Genomic DNA, 23,959 nt, shown 5'->3' with positions numbered 1-23,959 from the left:
TATCACTATATAAAAAAATAATGTGTAAATTCTTGTAGGCAACAATAATATATTCCCCCTCAAAATTTACACCTTATTTCACAAAATTACTTATTCTTTACAGTTATACAAAACTATTTGTTATTGTTAATATATCAGTGGATAAAATGTTAATATTATGTGAGTTTTCTTGTCTTTTATTGTAGATTAATTTTTCTTGTCACTTTTTTATGTTTTTATTGATGTTATCCACATATTTTTCCACTTTTTGTTCATAAGACTTGTTTATAATATGTGTAGAAAACTTTGCTTCATTATACATATTAGTAACTTCATCAACTTCCATACAGTTATCCACTTTTATCTTAACAATATTACCAAGTTGTCTTGGAGTCATATATGTCTTAAAAATCTCTTTTTTATTTGCAACTTCTACAAACTCACTATACTTATATAAAACTTCTTCCCTAGGGGTACCCTTCTTTCTAAATATTTTTTTGATTTTATCTATAACTTTTTTATAACCAGGATCCTTTTGCTCAATCTCTTCAATTATTTCAGTATAACCATCATCTCTATTTAAATTAGTACCTTTTATTATTTTTCTTATGATACTACTTACAATTAATATTAATATTATTGTAACTATAACCTTCATTATAAATATAAATGTGGGACTTGCTGTTACCATTTCTGGCGTTAATCCTTTTATATTTGGGGGATTTTTACTACCTGAATCTATTCTTCCAAATATATCTTCTAAAGCTCCTCGTCTTTCAGTAAATAATTTTTGTAAAGCATTAAAAACCCAAGTCATTGGAATCCCAATAATTTTTACTATTACATCTATTATAAATTCAGTTATAAATTCAATTCCTCTATACAAAATTGAAACTACCTTCACAAATATATTATAAAAAAACTCCTGTGTAGTTAATAATGCCAATGAAATTAGAGATATATTTATAATTTTATTCACTTTTGAACTTTTTATATTATAACAATATCCCATAGTCTCTCTCATAGTTATAACCATCAAAATCAGATATATAACTATACCTCTAAATATGATTTCTGCATAAATAGGCCTGAACATACTACAGATAATTGATGCTATGAAAATATAAGAAATTCCATTTATAAAAATATTTTTATATCTATCATAATTTATATTTTCATTAGTTTCTCTAAGTAAAACAGCACTGATTAATGCTACAAATATTATATCTACAATGGCAATTACTATTTCTTGACTAAATATTTCGTAAACAATAATTGGGATTAAAGAAACCCCAATACAAATCTCTACCTTCTTACCTTTTCTTAGTAAATATTTGCTAGTTAATATAGATATCATCATTAAAATGAAAATAGAAAATTTCATATCCTTAGAAAATATAAGAGCTGTTACTATCATCCAAACAACAGATGTTAGCATACTAAATGTTATATCATAATAAAGCCTAACTTGTTCAGACCAACTCATTACTTCATCTCCCCCTTATATGAAATTTTATCAATTCCTTTGATATTTTTAATTTTGTTTTCTCTAGAAACATCTATAATCTTTATTTTATAGCCATTTGCCACTAGAATATTTAAAATCCTAATATCTTTTTCATTTAAATAAGTAGTAATTAATACATAGGTACAACTTTTATCAAAATAAGGCATTCTACTCTTTAAGTATTCATTAAGTTCATATTTTACAGCAAGATATATTCTAGTACAAAACTCCAATATACTATTAAAACTTCCTACCTTCGGCTCAATCTCATTTACAGAATTTTCATTACAGTAAATCAAATGTGCATTACTCCAAATACCTGTTGGGATACTTTCTTTAGATGCTTTTGCAGCTAATGCAACTGCAATATCTATAGATGTTTCTATAATATCTTCATCTATATAATTACAACAAGGATCTCCACATTGTGTATTAAGGATTATAACCATCTGTTGTTCTGAAGTATAATCATAGTCCTTAACCATAAGCTTATCTGCCTTTAATGAAGTTTTCCAATGAATATCCTTCATTCTATCTTCAACGTTATACTCTCTTACTCCTTTTATATATAAAGGATCCTTATGTATCCATCTCCTTACTGTATTATCTCCTAAAAAATTTGTCACATCAAATCTAAAGCTTCCTATTGATTTTACCTTAGGATAAATTAAAACTTCAATATAATCATTCTGCTCTCTACTTTTAATATTTAGTCCCAACATATCCCCTATAAAAATATTCATGCACTTTATTATGTAAGCTCCTCTTTTTTTTCCTACTAAAGTATAAGTTCTACTTTTTCTTTGAAATTTACCCATTACATACTTGCATATGTGCCAATTATCATTTCCATATTTGTAAGTAGAGACTTCGCCAACAAATCTTAATTCAACAGGTATTCTTTCTTCCACCACTAAGAATAGAACGGGCATTCTTTTATTGTTTTCTACTTTCATAGTTATTGTAAATTCTTCGCCCACAGTTACCCTATCTGGTTTTATTTCCCTATACACCTTTAAGTTTTCATACCCTTTTTCAGTAATAAAACTCATTATATTTACCAGTATAATTACAATTGCTGCAAAAACAAATATTTGAAGTATCATAATACACCTCTATTGCCTATCTATTGGAGTTTCTATAGTTGCGAGAATCTTTTGTATAACTCTTTCACTCTTCTCACTGCCACTATTTATTTCGCTTTTCAAGATAATTCTATGACTCATTATAGGTATTGCAAGCTCTTTAACATCTTCAAGAATCACATAATCTCTTTCTCTAATAGCAGCTAATGCTTGACAACCTTTCATAAGATTTAATGTAGCTCTAGGACTACATCCCAACTCTATTTCACTGTTAGTTCTAGTAGCATTGACTAAATCTACTATGTATCTTCTTATTTCATCACTAACATAAACTTTATTATAATTCTCTTGAACATAGTTTATTTCTTCTATAGTTATAGCAGACTCTAGGGAGTCTAATGGATCTTTTCCTATAAACCTATCCATCATTTTTATTTCTTCATCATAGCTTGGATACCCCATAGATAATCTCATAAAAAATCTATCTAATTGAGCTTCCGGTAACGGGAATGTACCAAATTGTTCTACTGGATTTTGAGTGGCTATAACAAAGAATGGCCTCTTTAACTTTATCGTATTTCCTTCTACTGTTATCTGTCTCTCTTCCATACACTCAAGTAAAGCAGATTGTGTTCTTGGCGTAGCTCTATTTATTTCGTCAGCTAAAACAATTTGACTTAGAAGCGGTCCTTCTCTGAATTCAAATTCTTTTGATTGTTGATTATAAAAATATATTCCTGTTAAGTCCGAAGGTAATAAGTCTGGTGTAAATTGAATTCTTTTAAAGCTACAATTCATAGTTTTTGACAATGTTTTGCACAGTTTAGTTTTCCCAAGTCCTGGAACATCTTCTAATAATACATGACCAGAAGTTATAAATGACACTATTATTTTATCAATTATATGCTCTTTACCAATTATAACTTTAGATATGTTTTCCATTGTTTTCTCTCTAAATACTTTAAATTTTTCAAGATCCATAATAAACCCCTCTACCCTTATATTTTGTTTAACTATAATCTATATTTTATACCTAAAATTTACCATTTTTAAATAAGATTAAAGTTTTGCCTTATGAATTTATTATACTCTTAATATGCCTATTATCCAAATATTTTTAATATACTAACCTGTGACTTTTTAATAAATAAATATTTTTTTACTTATTATTAATTAATTTAAAAAAGCCTACTCTATTGTGATATTACAATAGAATAGACTTTACTGATTAAAAATATTGTTTAGATTGTTATACACATATATGCGATTTACTAAAATAACAATTTAAGTCATGTAGATTTAACCAATTTCTTCTTTAGGTTTCTTAGTATTCATGAACTGAAATTCATCTGCTATAACTTCTGATATGTACTTTTTCTGTCCATCTTCACCTTCATAATGCCTACTTTGAAGTCTACCAGTTACACTAATAACACTTCCTTTAATTAGATATTCATTAACAATTTCTGCTTTCTTTCCTCTTAGTACTACTGGAATGAAATCTACATGTTTTTCTCCCGATGCAGTTTTATAAGGTCTATCTACAGCCAAAACCAATCTAGTAAAAACCTTACTACTATCTTCAAAAACTTTAATTTCAGGGTCTCGTGTCAATCTACCAACTAAAACTATTCTATTCATCATATACCTCCAAAAAAACATATCATTTTTTGTAATTTTACCCATGAATATATTTTTTAAACATATTATTAAAAATATCTTAACCATTCTTTTAATGTATGAAAAATAAAATGCTATTGGAACAACTATTCCAATAGCATTTTAAATATTCTTATCTATATATATCTGAAAACTCAATTTTTATTCTTTCTAAATTATATTTATCAGCATGATATAGATTTGTTGAACAAAATTGATTTTTAGAAAGAATGTTTGGAAGTTCTACAATAAATTCACTTCCTCCATTAACAATACTTTTTACATATGTCTTTCCACCATGATTTTCAACTATAGATTTTACTAGGGATAATCCTATTCCACTCCCCTCGTGAGATCTGGTAAATAGATCCTCACCTTGCACAAATCTATCAAATATCTTTTCCTGAAGTTCTTCTGGAATACCAATTCCATTATCCTTCACTGAAATTTGAACCTTGTCCCCTAAATCATGAATAGACACCATAATAGTTCCGTCATCCTTAGAAAATTTAACTGCATTTGATAATAGGTTTAATATTATTCTTTCTATATTTTCTCTATCAATTCCTATAATTTTTTCTTCAATATCAGTATCGAATATTAAAGTCATACCTTTACTTTCCACATATTCTACTGCCGCCATAGTTATATCCTCTACTATAGCTACTATATCATAATTGCCAAAATTCATTTTTAAGTTACCTACATCAATTCTAGTAACATCTATTAAGTTATTTATTAGTCTTAATAACCTATAGCTATTTACTTTCATTAAATCTAGATATCTATCCAATTGTTCATCATTTTTATCTTTATAATTGTATTGCAATACTTGTACAGTACTTAATATTATATTCAATGGTGTTTTTAGTTCATGGGACATATTAGATATAAATTCAGTTTTTAACTTATCATATTTTATAGCTTGTTCCAATTTAACTTTATTTAATTGAGCTTTTTTGCGTTCTGTAACTTCTTGAATTAAAAATACTACAGATCTTCCATAACTAAAATTTATTCCGAAACTTGCAATCTCAGCATCTATTAGTGCTCCATATTCCCTTCTCACTTTAACTTCCTTAAATTCTGTAGATTTTCCTCTAAATTGAGCATCAAAATACATTTCTTTAACTACATCTTTATATTCTTCATCTACTATATCTATATAGGATAAATTTTTTAATTCATCTATTCCGTTAAGTCCTAAAATATTAACTAAAGCCTCATTACCTATTTCAAGCTTACCATCAGAATATATAACCATACCAAAGGGTAAAAGTTTAAGAAGCTCAACATAATTATCCCTATTGCTTATTACTGCTTCCTCTACTTTTATTCTTCTTGTTATATCCCTAATTAAAAATATAGAATATATATCATTATCATTCACAAAACACATGGGTGTAACTTCACAATAAACAATGCTCCCATCTTCTCTAATAAACTTTCTTTCTACTATGTTCAAACTAGAATTATATTTAGAATACTGTTTTTTCAAAAATTCATCATTATATTGTATAGAATCTAACTTAATTATTTCAAAAATACTTTTACCTAAAAAGGTATCACTTTTTGGGTCTCCAATTATATCCATAGCAACTTTATTTATATAACTAATTCTATTTTCCTTTTCTATTACAATTCCAGTGGTACTATTAGCAAAAATAGCTTTATAAAAATTTATATTTAAGTCTATTTCTTTTGTTGAGATGAAGGCTTCATCCTCGTCTTTATCTACTACAATATATTTAAATTCTTCATGCTCCTCTAATTTGCTATTGTCTTTATTGATAACTTCTGATTTAAAATGGAGATTATTACTTACTATATTTTTCAACAACATTAAGGTGCCTTCACTATTACCAACTTTTATACTTCTAAAAACTAATTCTATTTCTATTTCTTTATATATTCTTGTATCTATACTTGCACGAATTCTCTCACTTCTATCATTTTTTATAAAATCCTTTACATCAAAGACACCACTCTTCAACGTAGAGAACTTTATCATTGTGTTTATATCCAACTCTTCAATTGAATCAATACTTTGAACTCCTAAAAATTCTAACGCTCCTTCATTGCAGTATTTAATTTCATTATTACTATCTATAACTATAATAGGTTCCGAAATGTTGTTGTAAAACTCCAAATCTTCCTTATTCTTAAACTCCATTATTTATCCTCCAATTTTAACGTTACTCAATGTACCACTTAATCATTTTACACTAAAATTAATACTTTTTTTACTACATTTTTCTACTATTATTCTACATTTTTTTCTTGACAGGTTAATGAGAATAAGTCTCCGTACCTCTTCTGAGTAAAAATAATAAAATTTGATATATAAAATAAAAACTGATATATATCATTGGGATTATATACCAGTTTTTATGCTCTATTATTAAATTATATATGCTTTAAATTAAATTTTTCTTCCAAAATTTTTTTAAAGTTATCTTGTAAATCTTGTCTTTTTAAAGCAAATTCCACTGTAGCTTCTAAAAATCCTAATTTATCACCTACATCGTATCTTCTACCTTCAAAAATATAAGCATGCATACTTTCCTTTTCCATTAGAGTTTTTAAACCATCAGTTAATTGTATTTCATTTCCTTTTCCTGGTTTAGTATCTTCTAGTATGTCAAATATTTCAGGAGTTATAATATATCTACCTAAAATAGCAACATTAGATGGCGCTTCTTCAACCTTTGGCTTTTCCACTAAATCCTTAACTACATACTCTCTATCATTAATTTTATCGCCTTTTACAATTCCATATTTACTTACATTTTCTTTGGCTACTTCTTGAACTCCTAAAATTGAAGTACCATGTTTATCATAAGCATCCATTAATTGCTTTAAACAAGGAACTTCACTATCTACTATGTCATCTCCTAGCATAACTGCAAAGGGTTCGTCTCCAACAAAAGCTTTAGCACAACTTATGGCATGGCCTAACCCCTTTGGATTCTTTTGCCTAATATAATGGATATTAGCCATATTAGTTGACTTATGGACTAACTCTAAAAGTTCCTTCTTCCCATCTCTCTCAAGATTCATTTCTAGTTCTACAGCTCTATCAAAATGATCTTCTATAGCTTTTTTATTTCTACCTGTTATTATAAGTATTTCTTCTATACCTGAAGCCACAGCCTCTTCTACTATATACTCTATAGTAGGTCTATCTACAATAGGAATCATCTCTTTAGGCACCGCTTTTGTAGCTGGCAAGAATCTAGTTCCTAAACCTGCTGCTGGAATTATAGCCTTTCTAACCTTCATCTCATACCCTCCATTACTATTGACCTTATATAATATTCTACATCATTGTCATTCTTCTTCATTATCTTAACACAATATTACAAATAATTAAACTAAACATTCTCATAAGTGTTAATATTAAACATGAATTTATTATATTTTGAAGCTATTTTCTTTATCATACATTAATAGTGCATTCAGTTCTCCCCCTAATAAAATTGTAGTAGATGTTATTTGTAACCAAACCATCAAAACAATAACCACTCCTATGCTTCCGTAAATATCAGTATATTTCCCATAGTTGTTTACATAAAACGCAAACCCCATTGATAAAATTATCCAAGCAATACTTGTGAATATAGCCCCTGGCAAGGCCTCTCTACATTTTATTCGTCTTGAAGGTATAAGCTTATATATGGCTGTAAATATAACTATCATACCTGCAAAACCAATTGGGTACCTTAAATATCGTATAAAATAAAATAACTTAATATCAAGGTCTAACCATTGAACTAATTCTAAACTTATCATCTCTCCAAATACTAAAAAACCTAGTACAAATATTATCATAAAAGATATCACTATCATAAATAAAACGGAGAGTATTATTAACTTTATCTTATTTTTATCTTCCTCTTCATTATATGCTCTGTTTAACCCGTATCTTATGGCTCTAAAAGCTCTAGATGCTGTATAAAGGGAGAACATTAATGAAAAAGATAATAAATTTCCATTTCTAGTTTGTAACAATTGAAGGGCTAAAGTAGATACTAAATTATATAATTCCTCGGGCATTATATTTTGTAAACTTCCAATCACTTCTATGGGATCTACGTTTATAAATCCAACTAGAGTTAGTAATAAAATCAAAAATGGGAAAAATGAAAACAGCATATCAAAAGCTAACTGTGAAGCTAATGAAGATATATGATGGTTCTTATATCTCAATGCCATTTTCACTGTGTTTTCAGTTATTTTCATAGGCAATACCCCTACCTTTTACATTATTCTATTGTCTATATATTATAATATTGACCTATTATCTAGGAAGTATATAGACAGTATTAAGAATTTATAAACTCAATTAAAAATTGACCTATTATTGGAGCTAAGTTTCCTTTAATTATACCACTTTCTTTAACATAATTAAACAAATCACCCTTCATATAATTTAGTATTAACTTTCTTATAAAATAATAAATTTCTTAGGATTATTATGAATAATAACTTTAAAATATATTATAATTAGTAATATAAGGGGTGATATTGTGAAAATTGGACTGGTACAGAATAATATTTTATGGGAAAATAAGCAATTTAACTTATCAGCAAGCAAAGAATTTTTTAAAAAAGCTAAAGAGCTAAAAATAGACTTACTTTTATTTCCTGAACTATCCTTTACTGGGTTTACAATGAACATAGAAAAATTAAAAGAATTTGATTTTTCTACGTTTTCCTACATTTCTAGTTTATGCAAAGGTTATTGTATTAATGCAGGAATTGGTTATATTCAGGGTATTACTAATGATATAAAAGGTAAAAATAATTATACAATAATATCTTCTAATGGAAATATTCTATGTAACTACTCTAAAATACATCCTTTCTCCTATGGTGAAGAAAGTAAATACTACATTGGTGGTGAGGAAATATGCTTTGCACAAATTGATGAAATAACCCTTTCACCTTTTATATGCTATGACTTAAGATTCCCTGAAATCTTTCAAATAGCTTCAAAAAAATGTGACTTAATTACTGTAGCTGCTAATTGGCCTGAAAGTAGAAAAGAACACTGGATAACCTTGCTTAGAAGTAGAGCTATTGAAAATCAATGCTATATTGCTGGAGTTAATAGGATTGGTATTGGTAATAATATAAACTATAGTGGAAATTCTTTAATTATAGACCCTTTAGGTAAAATTATAGGTAGCACAGAGGAAGGTGTGGAGGATATTCTCATAGCAGACATAGATAGATCTTTAGTCAGTAGAGTCAGAAATTCTTTTAAAGTAAAGGAGGACAGACGAGAATTACTTTATAATAAATTACAAACTGATAACAGATAAAATATAATATTGTTGATATTTTTATTAAAATATTATATAATAAATATTATTAAATAACTATAATTATTAAAAGAGGTGTTAACATGGTAGATAAAGTTTTAGAAGTACTGAAAAATTCATCTGAGCCATTAAAAGCTGGAGAAATTGCTGAAAAGGCTGGTATTGACAAAAAAGAGGTAGATAAAGCTATAAAATCACTTAAAGCAGAGGATAAAATAGAATCTCCAAAAAGATGCTATTACGCTGCAAAATAGTTACTACCTTATAATTTAAAACAAATTAATCCTAAACTAAATTGAGCCTTCACTCATATTCTTAAAGTGAAGGCTCTAATATTTATTATTTTTTTGTATATTCTCTAAAAGTTATGTCTATAGGTCTATTTAAATAACCTTATATTATAATGTAGTATAATTATAAATAACTTCTATTCCTTCTTCTATATCTTTATAATTAACCATTTCCATATTTGTATCCTTATATCTTACAGGATAAACTAAGGTTCCAGTCTTAACTCCTACTCCCTCTTTATGGATTGTTTTACCATCACCTTGAGTTTCACCAAAGATATAATGTGGTTTTTTATCCATTTTTTCATAAACTTTTTCCAATTGTTCTTTCACTTCATGATGCATTAACAAAGTTTTATCCATGAACTTTATTCCTGTACCCTTTCCTAAAGAAAACTTTCCACTTCCCCCTAATGTATCTCCAGCATTTTCTCCATCTACAACTAAAGCATACATAGGATTTATTTCATAAGCAGCTGCTCTTGCTCCTCTTCCTCCTAAAGTGTTTTGAGTCGAAAATACAAAATATATTTCCTTATCTAACTTCTCTAATGATTCTTTATTCTCTATAAGTTTCTCTATAGATTTTAGTGACATATAACAGCCTACTCTATTATCTAAAGCTGGTGCAATTATATTCTTTTCTTCCTCTATAACATTAGATGTAATAATACATACATCTCCTTCTCTTACTAGTTCTAAAGCCTCTTCTATACTTTCTACTCCTAAATCTATATACATGTCATCTATTTTAGGACTATCTTTAGTTCCGCAAATTCTTCCTGAATTTCCGTTTTCAAATTCTACCATATTATTCACAAAGGCAGCTTCATCAAATTCTCCTACTTTTCCAATTCTCAAGAAACCATTATCTTCAATATACATAACTATAAATCCCATGGTATCTATATGAGAAGAAATCATAATTCTCTTTTCTTCCTCTCCATTACTTCTACCTATTTTAGCTATAACATTTCCCATGTTATCTACCTTATTTTCAACTTCTAGTGAATTTAATTGCTCAACAATTACACTTCTAACTTCTTCCTCATGTCCACTAACTCCAAATGCTCCTACTAAATCTTCAAATAATTTATTCATCACAAATACCTCCAAAATCTATAGTGTTTTTAAGTATTCTACTAATAATTTAACTGTGTTCTTTATGTCTTCCTTTGATGCTACTGAAACTGAAGAATGGATATATCTACATGGAACTGAAATAGTAGCAATCTTTGCCCCAGATCCTGTGCCATGGAAAGTAGCTGCATCATTTCCTCCAGCTATAGCTTTTCTTCTTTGATATGGAATATTTAAATTATTCCCTACTTCCATAATATCATCAGCCACATCAACATCGAATATACTAGTTAAATCCATTATTGATATAGCTGGTCCTCTTCCAACTTCAGTAGCTCTTAAGTGCTTAGGAACACTTGGCATATCTGCACATATTGTACCCTCTAAAGCAATTCCTAAATCTCCCTTTAAATTTAAAGACGAAATGAAAGCGCCTCTTTCTCCAACTTCTTCTTGAACTGCAAACACTCCATATAGGTCTACATCATAATTTTCCTTTAATGCCTCCATAAGTACAAAACATCCTACTCTATCATCAAAGGCCTTTCCCTTTACAAGCCCTTCTCCAAATTCATCATACTCTGTATCAAAAACTACATACTCCCCTAGATCTATAAGCTCCTCACTTTGTTTTCTAGACCTAGCTCCTATATCAATACAGCAATCACTATAATTTAGACCCTTTTCTCTCTCCTCTGCTCCTTGAAGGTGAATTGGTTTTGCTCCAATAACTCCTGGTATTTTATTAGGCCCTATAAGTACAGTCTTAGAAGGTATTATCTTAGCATTTATCCCTCCTAAAGCACTAAATCTTAAGCTTCCATCCTCATTGTAGCCAGTTATTATAAAACCTACCTCATCCATATGAGCATCAACTATTACTTTTTTTCCTTTACCCTTTTTATGAACAATAATATTTCCTATTCTATCTGTAAAAATCTCATCTACATAAGGGGTAACCTGTTCTTTAATAAAGCCCCTTACTTCTCCCTCAAATCCTGAAGGACCACTTAAAGAAGTCAATTTATCTAAAATACCGTTCTTTTGAAGAATCTCATCTAAAAACATACTAATTCCTCCAATTCTTCACCCTTTATACTCTCTATTAACTTTGCCATCATATATCCTGTGTTTTTTATATCATCCATATTTACAGTTTCCACTGAAGTATGCATGTATTTTATAGGAATTGATATAAGAAGTGTAGCAACCCCTTCACCAGCTACTTGAATATCCCAAGCATCTGTTCCTGTATTTCCGGCTTCCACTTCTAATTGAAATGGAATATTATATTCTTTGCAAACCTTCATAAGATGCTTTCTAACCTTAGGATGAATATTAGGACCTATACAGATTACTCCACCCTTACCTAGTTCAGTATCACCATGTTCAAGACCATACATTCCACAATCGAAGGTAACATCTACAGCAATACCTATATCTGGATTAATTCTATTAGTAGCAGTTTTAGCACCTCTATGACCTACTTCCTCTTGAGCAGAACATACAAAATAAACATCCATATCATGTTCTATATTTTTAAGTTCCTTAGCACATCTATATAAGGCTACAACTCCACCTCTATCATCAACAGTTTTAACACTTACATTATTATTTAAAAGTTCTTTATAGTTTCCTTTAACAGTAACATAATCTCCTGGTTTAACTATGTTCTCTAAAGACTCCTTAGAATATCCTGTATCAATCAATAAAGAATCTATAGTTACTGCTTTTTTTCGATCTTCATCCTTCATTAAGTGAGGTGGCTTAATTCCTATAATACCGTGAATAGCTTCTTTTCCATGGATTATAACCTCTTTAGAAACTAAAGTCTTAGGATCAATACCATTACCTTTAAATGCTAAAAATCCATTTTCTTTTACCTCTGTTATAATCATAAATACTTCATCCAGGTGAGCCATAAGCATGATTTTACCTTTGCCCTTACCCTTCTTATGAATAATTATATTATTTAAATTATCCCTAGTAACTTGTCCAAATTCCGAAAATACCTCTGTCACATAATCTCCAAGCCAGTGTTCTCTTCCACTAGGGCCATGAGACATACAAAGTGTTTTTAGTAACTCTTTATCCTCCATAATCATAAGACTCCCCTTCTAATTACAAAATACATTTAATGATAATAAAAGTATACCTTAGCTGTTAAGTATTTACAACAATACTACTAAGGCATCTGAAAATAAATAACAAGTCAAAGATGGGAAGTATATTTTGAGTTAGACAAGGAAACAGGTTCCATAGATAGTAGCACTATCTACGGGTTCTGTTGACGCAGTATAACACAAAATAAACGAGCATTCTGACTTATTTATTTTTTGAATATGCCTTAAGTAAAAATACTTCTTAACTTATATTTATAGTAAATCTTGAACCTAATAATATACTTTGCTATTCTATTATTAAATCATATTACAATTATTATAGGGATTATATTTTATAAAAGGAGAATATATTTATGACTAATTATACTAAAGATATTACTAAGGCCTTTGATGAAAAATTAGATGAAACTTCAATAGAATTAAGAAGAAAGGTTCAAGGCTTCTTATATGATAACTGTGAGTCTATTTTTAAGAGAAGCACACTACCTACACCGGCAGAAAATTATAATGAAAATGATTTAACTAAACTAGTAGATATAGTAGACAAGTATAGTGAAATATATAAAGATTCAATAGGAATAATTAATGGTACAAAAGTAGATTTAAATCAACGTGAATGTATAGCATGTACAAGATGTACTAAATATTGTCCTAGTGGCGCCCTTGAAAAAATAAATAAAGAATTAGTCCTACATGAGGACAAGTGTTTAAGATGTGGAAATTGCATTGGCAACTGTTCATTCTTAGCCCTATCTTCAGCAGGAACAGGATTAACTATTTATATTAATAGTACAGAATTAGCCTGTCCTCCACACATATTACCTAAATTTTATGGCATAGAGGAAATTCCTAAGGTAATGGATAAACTTTTATCCTTCTATAATGCTCATAAAATCCAAGGGGAGGCCTTTGCAACTACTGTTTATAGAATAGGTTTTAATAACCTTTTAAATTATATTGAAGACTAAAAAGAAAGCCCAGAAAGGAACTACCCTTTCTAGGCTTTTGGTATTATTATCTAATAAGTAAGTAAATAAACCCTAAAATTACAGCAACAATAATTCCAGTAGCTATCATATTTGCTTTAAAAGAGTGATTATAATAATATTTTTCTGTATCAGCACTTCTTCCCTTAAACTCTGAATCCTTAGCATTAGCTCTTTTAAACAAATCCACTGACATAATACCAACTCCATTCAATTTAAAATATTACTTATATTCTGTTAATTGTACCACCTAGTGTAGTTAAAAAATTTATTAATACCTAAAAGTATCTAAAAAGTACTTATAAGTTTATATAGTATTAATTGCCGTATAATAATTCTTCTCTTCTGATTTTGCATATTCTAAATTTTTTCCTATACTTTGAAATAAATGATCAAAATAAGTTGTAAAATCTCCTTGAAGAGTTTTTAATAGTTTTTCTTTTATTAAAGCTACATTGTTATAAAGTTCTTCCTTTTTTCTTTCCAATGCCTTAAAGTCACAGTAATATTCACCTTTGAATATACTATCTTCTTTAAAATCCAACTGAAAATACTCCTTTAAAATATCTTTTTCATCTAAAATTAATATATTAGATATATCTATACAGTACTTCTTTAGCTCATTATAATTACCATACATCTTATTCCATTTATTATATAAATCCATAATTAAGCCTTGATTATATACTTTTATATTTCCTCTATAGCTATCTATAGATTTAAAAACATTAATACCACTGATAGATTTCATATTATCCATGAGTATATCTATAATAGAGTTATAATAATTATCCTTTATGGACTTCAATGAAGATTTAATAATTTCACAAGTTATATAATTAAACTTATCTTGAAAACTTCTACACATGGCATAAAACTCTTCTTCACTATTTATATAATAAATTAGTCTAGTAAATTCATTATAAAATATACTGTTTATACTGAGTTCTATTTCATCTGTTATTTCATCAAAGCTAAATTTACTTATATTTATCATCATATTTAAAAAGTCATGCTCTAAGGAAAACACCTTATATCCTATGGTACATTCTCTATTTTTCATAGAATTATCGTAAGTAGTTGTATATCCTATTGATTCTATTTTAGTTAAATTTGATTCACAAATTTCTTTGGCTAAGTATTTATTTAATTCTTTTTTATAAATTTTTATTCTTTTAGTAAATTCATCTCCAAAGGCTTCATTAATTAAGTTAAGTAGTACTTCTATAAATTCTTTCCTTACCACTTCTGATATCTTTTCTTTTAAAGCATCTAAGGAATTTAAAATCTCATCTTCTTTAATAATTATTTTATCTGAAATATCACCCTTATTTAAGGTATCTATTCCCCTTAAATCAACCATTAATTCTTTGAATGTATTCCAAATAAACCTATGATAAGATTTTATTTCTTCTTCTAAAGCACCCATTACAATGTTTTTAAGATGAACAACTCCTATTTCTATGTATGATAATGTCCCTTCCATATCCTCATAAACATATCTATTTAGTTCATTATATATTTCTTTTTCACCATGCTTCATGTGAAATGTATACACCTCTAGCTCAAATTTCTTTTTAAATAGATTTAACCTAGAATTTATATTTTTTTCTATACTATCTAAAATATCATGGATGAATTTCTTATCTATTTTTACTTCCTTACTTAAAGCATTGCAGCTTACCTTATGATCTTCACTAGTATGTACTTTATGAAAAACCTCTTCAATTCTTTCCTTTTCTTCTACTATAACAAAGGTATTAAAATCTCCAATGAACTTCTTTGTTGTAGACTCTGTAATAGAACTATCATATTTAAAATAGCTTGAAAATTCTTTCTGTAAATATTCAAATATCTCTACAATATCTAGATACAAGTTTATTTTATTATACAATGAAGTTACTAGTGTTTTATTTACCTCTTCCATAAGTGCTCAACTCCAATACTTTAATTGAATAACTTATTCTACAAAATACATAAAATTCCTTGTTTCAAAAATAATTCACTACAGAAATCTATTAATATTCTCCTCTAATAATAAAAGGTATGCCTCATTTTATGGCATACCTTTTCTATTATTCTACTTCAACTTCTTTATCTAGTGAAAATAAGTATAAGTATTTCCTTACTTTTTCTTTCTTAAAGGCATCTTTTATAGCTTTACTATAATAATCTAATTGCACTTTATATCTTTCTTTAATTTCTTCTATATTATCTGCTTTTACATAATCAGTTTTATAGTCTAAAATAATCCCTTCTTCTCCCTCTTCAAAGTAACAGTCTATAACTCCTCTTAAAAGCATCTTTTCCTCTAAGTAAGTTTCTTTACTAACATTAGGATAAATAGTAGAAGCACTGATTTCCACTCTAAAAGGCAGCTCTCTTTTTAAAGAGTTTTCTTTAAAAGCTTCTATTACTTTTTTTCCTATGTTACTCTGTAAAAACTTAAGAATTTTATCTACCTTAACTGATTTTGCTGCTTCAAAGGTTATTAACTCCTTCTCTACCATGGTATTAATTTGCCTTGTAAGGTCATCTTTAGAAAGGTCACCACTTAGGTCTAATCTTTGCATTATATTGTGATAAGCAGTTCCCACCTCTGATGGAGTTAATCCTTTTTTTTCTTGAAGAAATAGTGGTGTTTGCATTAGAGGCCTAAACTTTCTCGGTCCTTCTACTTCATCTCCATAGGTTATAGTTTTATAATTATCTTCATCTAAACCATCACCTTCTATATATAGATTATTTTCTCTATTGGTTTCTTGTAGATTATTGTGAAGCTCTTTTAACTCTGTAACAGTTATTACTGTAGGCAGCTTTGTTGCTTCCTCATATTTATAAGTAAATTCTAATCTTTTTTTAATTACTTTATAATAATCTTTACTTATATTTTCATCAGCATTATCTAAAAGTTTATTTATTTTTTCCTTTACTGGCACTTCTTCTAAGGCTGCATCTTCTATTTCTTCAAAAATTTCTCTAGAATATATACCTACCTTAAATCTACTATGATCTTCTTTAAAATCTTCCTTTAAAATATTTTCATTATAATGCCTTAGGGGTTCTCCAGCTTTATGATTTATAAGAGAAGCTCCTATCCAATCCATATAATTTTTTTGATTTTTTACATAGGTTGATTTTATACTTCCATTTTCATATATACCTGCCCCAGACCATTTTTCAATTTTCTTATCTAGAGCCTTACCACTTCCAACTAAGATTAATTTTTCCTTTGCTCTAGTTAGGGCAACATATAAAAGTCTCATCTCTTCTGACTTGTTTTCCCCTTGAATTTTTTTGCTTATAAACTCCCTTTGAGATGTGTTATAACTAACTCTATTATCTAAATCAATATAAGTAGGTCCAAAACCTAATTCATGGTGGAATAGTATCTTGCCTTTTAAATCACCTTCATTAAATCTTTTACCAAGACCACAGAGAAATACTATAGGAAACTCTAAGCCCTTACTTTTATGAATACTCATGATTCTTACTACATCTTCATTTTCTCCTATGATTTTAGCACTTCCCATATCTTCACTACTAGTTTTTATATTATTGATAAAATTTATAAAATTATATAAACCTCTATAGCTAGTTCTTTCAAAATCCTTAGCTCTCTTAAATAAAATTTTTAAGTTAGCCTGTCTTTGCTCTCCTCCAGGCAATGCTCCCACATAACCGTAGTAGCCTGTATCCGTTATGATTTCCCATATGAGCTGATTTATAGGGGTATATTTACTTTCTAATCTCCAGTTATTTATTTTATCTAGGAAGGTTTTTATTTTTATTTTTAGACCAGTATTATTATAGATTTCTTCCCAAGTATCACTAAGGTTTTCATCTTCATAATCCTTTTTCTCATAATCTAAAAGGCCTACCATGGCATGATAAAAACTCACATTTTTATTAGAAATTCTTATATCCGCTAACTCTTCTGTAGTGAATCCACCAATAGGTGACCTTAATACAGCAATTAGAGGAATATCTTGTATTGGATTATCTATAATTTCTAAAGCACTTATAACTGTCTTTACTTCAAGAGTATCAAAATACCCCCCTCCCCCTTCTGAGAAAAGAGGAATTCCTACTCTTTTGAATTCTTCTATAAATATAGGAGAAAGCTTATTACTTGACCTTAAAAGAATAACCATATCTTTATAGGTAGCTCTTCTATAATCATCTAAGTTCTTATCATATACCTTTAATGAATTTTCCCCATGATGCTCCATTAGCTCTCTTATTCGTTTTGCCACAAATCTAGCCTCTAGCTGCATAGAATCTAGTTCTTCTTTATCCAGTTCTTCCTCACTACTTGTGATATCACTTTGTTCTTGAAGCTCTTCTTCTATTTCATTATTTTCATTGGCTTCAACATCTTCATAATCAAGGTTTATAAGGTTAAATTCCACCTCTCCACCAATATTACCTTCACCTAAAAACTCTTTATAACTGGTCCCAACCTTGAGCTCTTCACTTTCATCATAGGCTAGTTCCCCTACATCCTCACTCATAACAGCATTAAAGATATAGTTTATCCCGTCTATAACCTCTCTTCTACTTCTAAAATTTTTATGGAGAGTAATAAGAGCATTATAGTCATCTCCATTTTTAGTGTAGGTTTCTTTCTTATTTTTAAATAGCTCGGGCTTTGCCATTCTAAACCTATATATACTTTGCTTTAAGTCTCCAACCATGAATACGTTTCTTGTATCCTTTTCTGTTCTACAAATAAGATTGATTATTTCTTCCTGAACACTATTTGAATCTTGATATTCATCTACTAGTATTTCTTCAAATTTATCTTTAAGCTCTAACGCAATGCTTGATAGTTTATTTTTATCCTCCTTATCTCTTAAAATTTCAAGGGCAAAATGTTCCTGGTCATTGAAATCTATGATACCTCGTTCTCTCTTTTTCTTATCAAAGATATCTTTAAATTCTATTACTAGGTTTGTTAGTTCCTTCATTAGTGGATAAAGTTTTTTAGTAATTTTAATATTTTCCTCAGAAGTAGCATTTAATATCTTACTCTTTACCTCCACATATATTTCCTTAGCAGCATCTCTTAAATTCTTGGCTTTTTTTTGTATTACTTTCTCTTCCTCTGTTAACTTTGTTAAAGTTGGAATTCTTCCAAAACCAGTTTCTTCAATGTATTGTCTATCTTCCTTTAGTTCACCTTCAATTATTGTTAAAGTTCTCTCTAATATTTCTCCATCATTTTCAAAGGCAGCCTTATATTTATCAATAATAGGATTATTTAGTACAAAATCTAACCCTTCATTATTTATCTCTAAAGCATTTATTATATCTTCTCTTAATTCTTTTAGTAAGGCATCCTTAAAAGGTAATTTTTCAAAGGAAAAATCTTCACCCACATTGAAAATTTCGGATTTGGATTTTAGCCAAGCTACAGGAGCACCCATACTCATAGAAAAGTTATATAATCTTAGCACCATTTCTGCCAATGCTCTATCACTTTTATTATCACAATAACTCTCTACTAGCTCTATAAATTCCTCTTTTCCTTCAATATATTTCCCTTCCATAAGTTCTTCTAAGGCTTCTACCTTTAAAAGATTTATCTCCGTAGTATCCCCAACTCTAAAGTTTGGTTCTATATCTAATTGATGAAAGTTATTTTTAATTAGGTTTAAACAAAAGGAGTGAAGAGTTGATATACTTGCCTTATTAAGAAGTATTAATTGAGTTTGGAGGTTTCTATTATTAGGCTCCTCTTTAATTCTTTTATTAATAGCTTCTCCTATACGTTCTCTCATCTCTGCCGCTGCTGCATTAGTGAAGGTTACTATAAGTAATTTATCAATATCCACAGGATTATCTCTATCTGTGATAATTTTTATAATTCTTTCAACTAAAACTGCAGTTTTTCCAGAACCTGCTGCTGCAGATACTAATGTGTTTCTATATCTAATATCAATGGCCTTTTGTTGGTCCTCTGTCCACTTTACGCTACTCATTACCTTCACCTCCTTTTCCCTCTACTTCAAGCTGCTGAAGAAGTTCTTTTTTATTTTTTCTAGGCATTACTTTAAAATTATTAATCCCCATTGTTTCATCAAACTGACATATAGAAGAAAACTCACAAAATTCACAGTAATAGCTTTTTCCATTTTTACATGGAGTTACTTCTATAATTCCCTCTAACATATCTTCACAGACTTTTCTAACCTTTTCCTTCATGTGACTTCTAAGCACATTAAAACCTTCATAGGTTATCACTGAGCTATTATTCTTTGAAAATTCGGCTTCATCACTACCCTTTTGGGGTTTATTTAAAGCTACAGGAATTATGGAAGAGGTTCCTCCTTTTTCTATGGTTTTATCCATTTCCTTAATTACCTTTAAATCTCTTATGACGATTCCCTTCATTTTTAACGCCTTTAATACTTCTTCTTCTAAATTCTCCATGGTAAGTTTTTTAGACCCATCCATTATTGGATCATCTACAGAAAGATATACCATAGCTCCTGGCATGGTTCTTCCTTTTCCTTCCGATACCACTGGTTTTTTAGACACTTTCTCTTGTTCAAGAGTTAAAATTGCATCTAAATAAGTTAGTAACTGAATTTTTAATCCATTATATACATCATTTATATCTAAGTCTATTTTTCCTGTTTTATAATCCACAACTCTATAATAATTAACTCCATCTATTGAGGTTTTATCCACTCTATCAATCTTTCCTTGTAATTTTACTACTTCTCCTGTGGATAAAATTATTGGTATTGGTGGATAATAATCATCTTTTTCAAATCCAAAGGAAATTTCATAGCCTATAGGCTGAAAAGTTCCCCTTTCCATCTGCTCATTAATAATTAACACCATTCTGTATAAAATTCTTTTTACCCTTGTAGCTACATATTCATATCTCTTAGAACTTTTTAATATTCTATGTTCCTCAGAATTTATAAGCTCTGATATAACATCACTTATAACTCTTTCACAAAATTCTTTATCTAAAGTTCCCCACACCGCTTTTTCTTTCTCTACTCTTTTAGAAAACTTTTCAAGGCCTTCATGAATTAGATTTCCAAAATCCAGGGGTGCAAAGGTATAAATCTTTCTTTCCTTAGCTTTAAGACCATACTTTACAAAATAGCCAAAGGAGCAATTTGCATAGGCTTCTATTTTAGATACACTGAGACTTTTCCCATATAATTGCCTTATTTTATCTTTACTTATGGCTTCTATATGATTTTTATATGTAAAGCCACTTATTACCTTGAGAAGTTTTTCTCTATATTCTGGCTCCTTATAATAATATCTATATATCTCCTTCCAAAGGTCTGTTATCTCATCTTTCTCTATATATTCATGGAGCTTTTTTATTAAATTATTAAAGGTAGGAGTTTTTCCTACTATGCCTTTTTCATCTTCTCCAACTTCATCCTTTAATATATCTGTATTCTCCAAAACATTAGTAAATAAGGATTTTAACCTTGAAATCACCATGGAATATCTCTTAGTCTTTCCTTCTAAATCAGCAATTGGATAGGTAATATATAGTAGATTACTTGCAATACTTAGCAAATTGTATATTAAATATTGTTCTCCAAAGGCTAGTTCAAAGCTATTATCTGCCACACTTATATTATTATTTTTAAACACTATTCTATCATTATCATTAAATAGACCTTCATCTCCTGTAATCCTTGGAAGTACCCCATCATTTACACCAACAACTATAGCTACCTTTACCTCTTGAGCCTTTATTCTCTCAGCACTTCCTACCACTACTTGATCCATAGATGTAGGAATTAACCCCATTTTATTATGGGATATGCCCATAGATAGGATATTATTAAACTCTTCAATGGTCACCACTTCTTCTCCAAGAATATCTACAAACTGATCTAAAAGCTCAATAAGCATATTCCAGATACTACTATACTCATCCACTAATAAAAGATTATTATCTCTTTTAAATTTCTCTATATATTCATTTACATTTTCATAAACTCTATTATCAACTAAGAATTTATAAATACTTGAGCAAATATCTTTAACCTTATGTTTACCTTTTAATTTCTCCTCTAATTTAATGAGAGGCTCTATTCCTTTATTTTTTATTTCTATTATATTTTCATACTTAGAACTCTCTCTCCAATACTCATCATTATCATCTATCCACTTTTTCCTAGTTTTAATACCAAACTCTAAAACATAATTCTCTAGTAAATCTACTTCTGATGGTGATAAATTTGCAAAACCACTTTTAAAATAATTAACTATGGAATTATCTCTAAAGCCTTTAGAAAATATGTTTAAAAGTGAAGTTATATATATAACCAATGGATTTGAAGCTATATCTTCCTTATCATCAATAAAAAATGGAATCTCATATTCTTCAAATATTACTCTAACTATGTCCTTATAGTTTTCCAAATCTCTACTTATAACTATAATGTCCTTATATCTAAAGTCCTTCTCTCTAACTAGTTTCAATATTTCCTTGGCTACATATTCTACTTCTCCATAGGGATTCTGAGCTTTAAATATACTTATATTTTTTGTAGGAGTTTTTAATGCTTTTCCCCTATTATTAAAGTAGTTTTCCTCTAAGAAGGACAATTCCTCACTTTCTTTAAATCTATGTCCAATGTGTAAATGAAGATTATTTTTAGGATAGTATCCATAATCTTGTGCAAGTTTTGTAAGCTTTTCTTCTGTAGTATAAATTGGATAAAAAGGATTAGTATCCTCATTTTTATCTTTGACCTCATCCCCACCATAGGGTATTGTTATATTGACATTGGCACACACTCTTAAAAGTTTTCCTATGATGTCATATTGCTGAGGAGTGAAGCCACTAAATTCATCTATCCACACTTCTGCTCCCTTTAAAAACCTACTTTCTTCAATCTTTCCTTTTAAAATGGTTAAATTATCTTCAGGATCAAAATATCCTTCACTAAGTTTATCTTGAAACTTTGAATAAATTGCTTCAATATCACTTAACTTATCCACTAGTAGTGAACTTTCATCCACATTTTCCTTTAAATCTTTAAGAGTCTGTGGAGTAATTTTATGTCTTTTAAATTCCGTAAGTACTCCTATGATTTTATCTATAAACCCCTTTTGTTTTGTAGCTTGTTTAAATATGCTAAGTTTATCTTTTGACTCATCTATAGCTCTTCCTACAATTATTGCTTTTCCTGTATCATTCATGTACTTATGAGTTACTCCACCTACTTCATTAAAAATAGTAAAAGCTAATCTTTTAAAACTTAAAAGATGTACATTATTTATTCCAGTGGCACCAATCCTCTCAATGAGAGCCTTCTCTGCTCTAAAGGATAACTGCTCTGGAACTATTAATATTAATGGAGTTTTATTATCAAAGGATTTTTCATAGATTTCTTCAATACAGGTATAACTCTTACCTGTACCTGCTCTGCCGTAAATAAATCTAATTCCCAAAATCTCACTTCCTAACTTTTAAATATCCTTATATATTTCACAATTTCTTATAGTGTCTTTCTTACTTTATTATTACCTAATTATAGCATAAACCAATGATTCTTTTTTAATATCCTTAGCTTATTTATAAGTATCTAAACATCTCTATACTTACCCATTATTATAATTAAATCAAAAATAATAAATCTATAAATTCTTTCTCTTTTAATACAGCTTTTCTTCCACTTTTAAAATATCAAAATCCCTGAAACCCTTGTGGCGAGAACAACTAGTTAACTAGTTATATATTTATATAGTTTCCTAGGTAACTAGTTTTATATTTATCTATATAAATAGTTCCATATATACCTATTTATATAGATAGATATATTAAATGAAGAAAATATAGTTTTAAGTATTTCGTGTAATATTTAACAAAATTAGACCTTAATAATTTAAAATAAATAATTTCATTAGTTTTTTAATTAAAAATTTAA

17 protein-coding genes are annotated in these 23,959 nt (G+C 28.7%); 3 read left to right on the top strand and 14 right to left on the bottom strand.

Annotation, left to right across the window (positions count from 1 at the left end; genetic code table 11):
- Window positions 1–199 precede the first annotated feature (199 nt).
- The 7 genes from B3086_RS02480 to B3086_RS02450 all read right to left on the bottom strand — a co-directional run bounded on the left by B3086_RS02480 (window position 200) and on the right by B3086_RS02450 (window position 8,472).
- Window positions 200–1,465, bottom strand: coding sequence for a hypothetical protein (locus B3086_RS02480; protein WP_346847688.1), 1,266 nt, complete (start codon window positions 1,463–1,465; stop codon window positions 200–202).
- Window positions 1,465–2,592, bottom strand: coding sequence for a DUF58 domain-containing protein (locus B3086_RS02475; protein WP_346878160.1), 1,128 nt, complete (start codon window positions 2,590–2,592; stop codon window positions 1,465–1,467). The genes B3086_RS02480 and B3086_RS02475 overlap by 1 nt, the downstream gene beginning before the upstream one ends.
- Window positions 2,593–2,601: 9 nt before the next feature.
- On the bottom strand, window positions 2,602–3,552 hold the full coding sequence (locus B3086_RS02470) for a MoxR family ATPase (RefSeq protein WP_346880426.1): 951 nt from the start codon (window positions 3,550–3,552) through the stop codon (window positions 2,602–2,604).
- A 318-nt stretch (window positions 3,553–3,870) separates the two neighbouring features.
- Window positions 3,871–4,212 (bottom strand): single-stranded DNA-binding protein, encoded by a 342-nt coding sequence (locus B3086_RS02465; RefSeq protein WP_035132193.1) that lies wholly within the window; start codon window positions 4,210–4,212, stop codon window positions 3,871–3,873.
- Window positions 4,213–4,363: 151 nt separating this feature from the next.
- On the bottom strand, window positions 4,364–6,403 hold the full coding sequence (locus B3086_RS02460) for a PAS domain-containing sensor histidine kinase (protein ID WP_346847691.1): 2,040 nt from the start codon (window positions 6,401–6,403) through the stop codon (window positions 4,364–4,366).
- 233 nt (window positions 6,404–6,636) lie between these two features.
- Window positions 6,637–7,512 (bottom strand): UTP--glucose-1-phosphate uridylyltransferase GalU, encoded by an 876-nt coding sequence (gene galU, locus B3086_RS02455; protein ID WP_346847692.1) that lies wholly within the window; start codon window positions 7,510–7,512, stop codon window positions 6,637–6,639.
- Window positions 7,513–7,644: 132 nt separating this feature from the next.
- Window positions 7,645–8,472 carry a YihY/virulence factor BrkB family protein gene (locus B3086_RS02450; protein WP_346847693.1) on the bottom strand — a complete coding sequence of 276 codons (828 nt, stop codon included), beginning with the start codon at window positions 8,470–8,472 and terminating at the stop codon, window positions 7,645–7,647.
- 287 nt (window positions 8,473–8,759) lie between these two features.
- Here B3086_RS02450 and B3086_RS02445 point away from each other — a divergent pair, with 287 nt between their 5' ends.
- Complete coding sequence (locus B3086_RS02445) at window positions 8,760–9,557, top strand: nitrilase-related carbon-nitrogen hydrolase (protein ID WP_346847694.1); 798 nt, start codon at window positions 8,760–8,762, stop codon at window positions 9,555–9,557.
- Between the two features lie 83 nt (window positions 9,558–9,640).
- Window positions 9,641–9,811 (top strand): HTH domain-containing protein, encoded by a 171-nt coding sequence (locus B3086_RS02440; RefSeq protein ID WP_084178217.1) that lies wholly within the window; start codon window positions 9,641–9,643, stop codon window positions 9,809–9,811.
- A gap of 144 nt (window positions 9,812–9,955) precedes the next feature.
- Here B3086_RS02440 and B3086_RS02435 read toward each other — a convergent pair whose 3' ends face one another.
- From B3086_RS02435 to B3086_RS02425, 3 genes are read right to left on the bottom strand one after another with little or no spacing between them, the layout of a single operon-like run.
- Window positions 9,956–10,948: a hypothetical protein gene (locus B3086_RS02435; RefSeq protein ID WP_346847695.1), complete on the bottom strand. Its 993-nt coding sequence runs from the start codon at window positions 10,946–10,948 to the stop codon at window positions 9,956–9,958.
- Between the two features lie 18 nt (window positions 10,949–10,966).
- A complete protein-coding gene (locus tag B3086_RS02430; RefSeq protein ID WP_346847696.1) occupies window positions 10,967–11,995 on the bottom strand; it encodes a M42 family peptidase in 1,029 nt (342 codons plus the stop codon).
- The gene (locus B3086_RS02425) at window positions 11,986–13,026 is read right to left on the bottom strand and encodes a M20/M25/M40 family metallo-hydrolase (protein ID WP_346876649.1); all 1,041 of its coding nucleotides are present in this window, start codon (window positions 13,024–13,026) and stop codon (window positions 11,986–11,988) included. The genes B3086_RS02430 and B3086_RS02425 overlap by 10 nt, the downstream gene beginning before the upstream one ends.
- Window positions 13,027–13,403: 377 nt before the next feature.
- Between B3086_RS02425 and B3086_RS02420 the strand changes: the two genes are divergently transcribed.
- The gene (locus B3086_RS02420) at window positions 13,404–14,018 is read left to right on the top strand and encodes a 4Fe-4S dicluster domain-containing protein (RefSeq protein WP_346876650.1); all 615 of its coding nucleotides are present in this window, start codon (window positions 13,404–13,406) and stop codon (window positions 14,016–14,018) included.
- Between the two features lie 46 nt (window positions 14,019–14,064).
- Here B3086_RS02420 and B3086_RS02415 read toward each other — a convergent pair whose 3' ends face one another.
- The 4 genes from B3086_RS02415 to addB all read right to left on the bottom strand — a co-directional run bounded on the left by B3086_RS02415 (window position 14,065) and on the right by addB (window position 23,483).
- Complete coding sequence (locus B3086_RS02415) at window positions 14,065–14,232, bottom strand: hypothetical protein (RefSeq protein ID WP_156964387.1); 168 nt, start codon at window positions 14,230–14,232, stop codon at window positions 14,065–14,067.
- Between the two features lie 111 nt (window positions 14,233–14,343).
- Window positions 14,344–15,963: a hypothetical protein gene (locus B3086_RS02410; protein ID WP_346876651.1), complete on the bottom strand. Its 1,620-nt coding sequence runs from the start codon at window positions 15,961–15,963 to the stop codon at window positions 14,344–14,346.
- Window positions 15,964–16,111: 148 nt separating this feature from the next.
- Window positions 16,112–20,020 carry a helicase-exonuclease AddAB subunit AddA gene (addA, locus tag B3086_RS02405; protein ID WP_346892742.1) on the bottom strand — a complete coding sequence of 1,303 codons (3,909 nt, stop codon included), beginning with the start codon at window positions 20,018–20,020 and terminating at the stop codon, window positions 16,112–16,114.
- On the bottom strand, window positions 20,013–23,483 hold the full coding sequence (gene addB / locus B3086_RS02400) for a helicase-exonuclease AddAB subunit AddB (RefSeq protein ID WP_346892740.1): 3,471 nt from the start codon (window positions 23,481–23,483) through the stop codon (window positions 20,013–20,015). The genes addA and addB overlap by 8 nt, the downstream gene beginning before the upstream one ends.
- Between the last annotated feature and the right edge of the window lie 476 nt (window positions 23,484–23,959).

It is taken from the genome of Clostridium sp. UBA871 (assembly GCF_002295255.1).
Lineage (GTDB): Bacteria > Bacillota > Clostridia > Clostridiales > Clostridiaceae > Clostridium_J > Clostridium_J sulfidigenes.
This window is presented reverse-complemented; position numbering and strand designations above follow the sequence as displayed.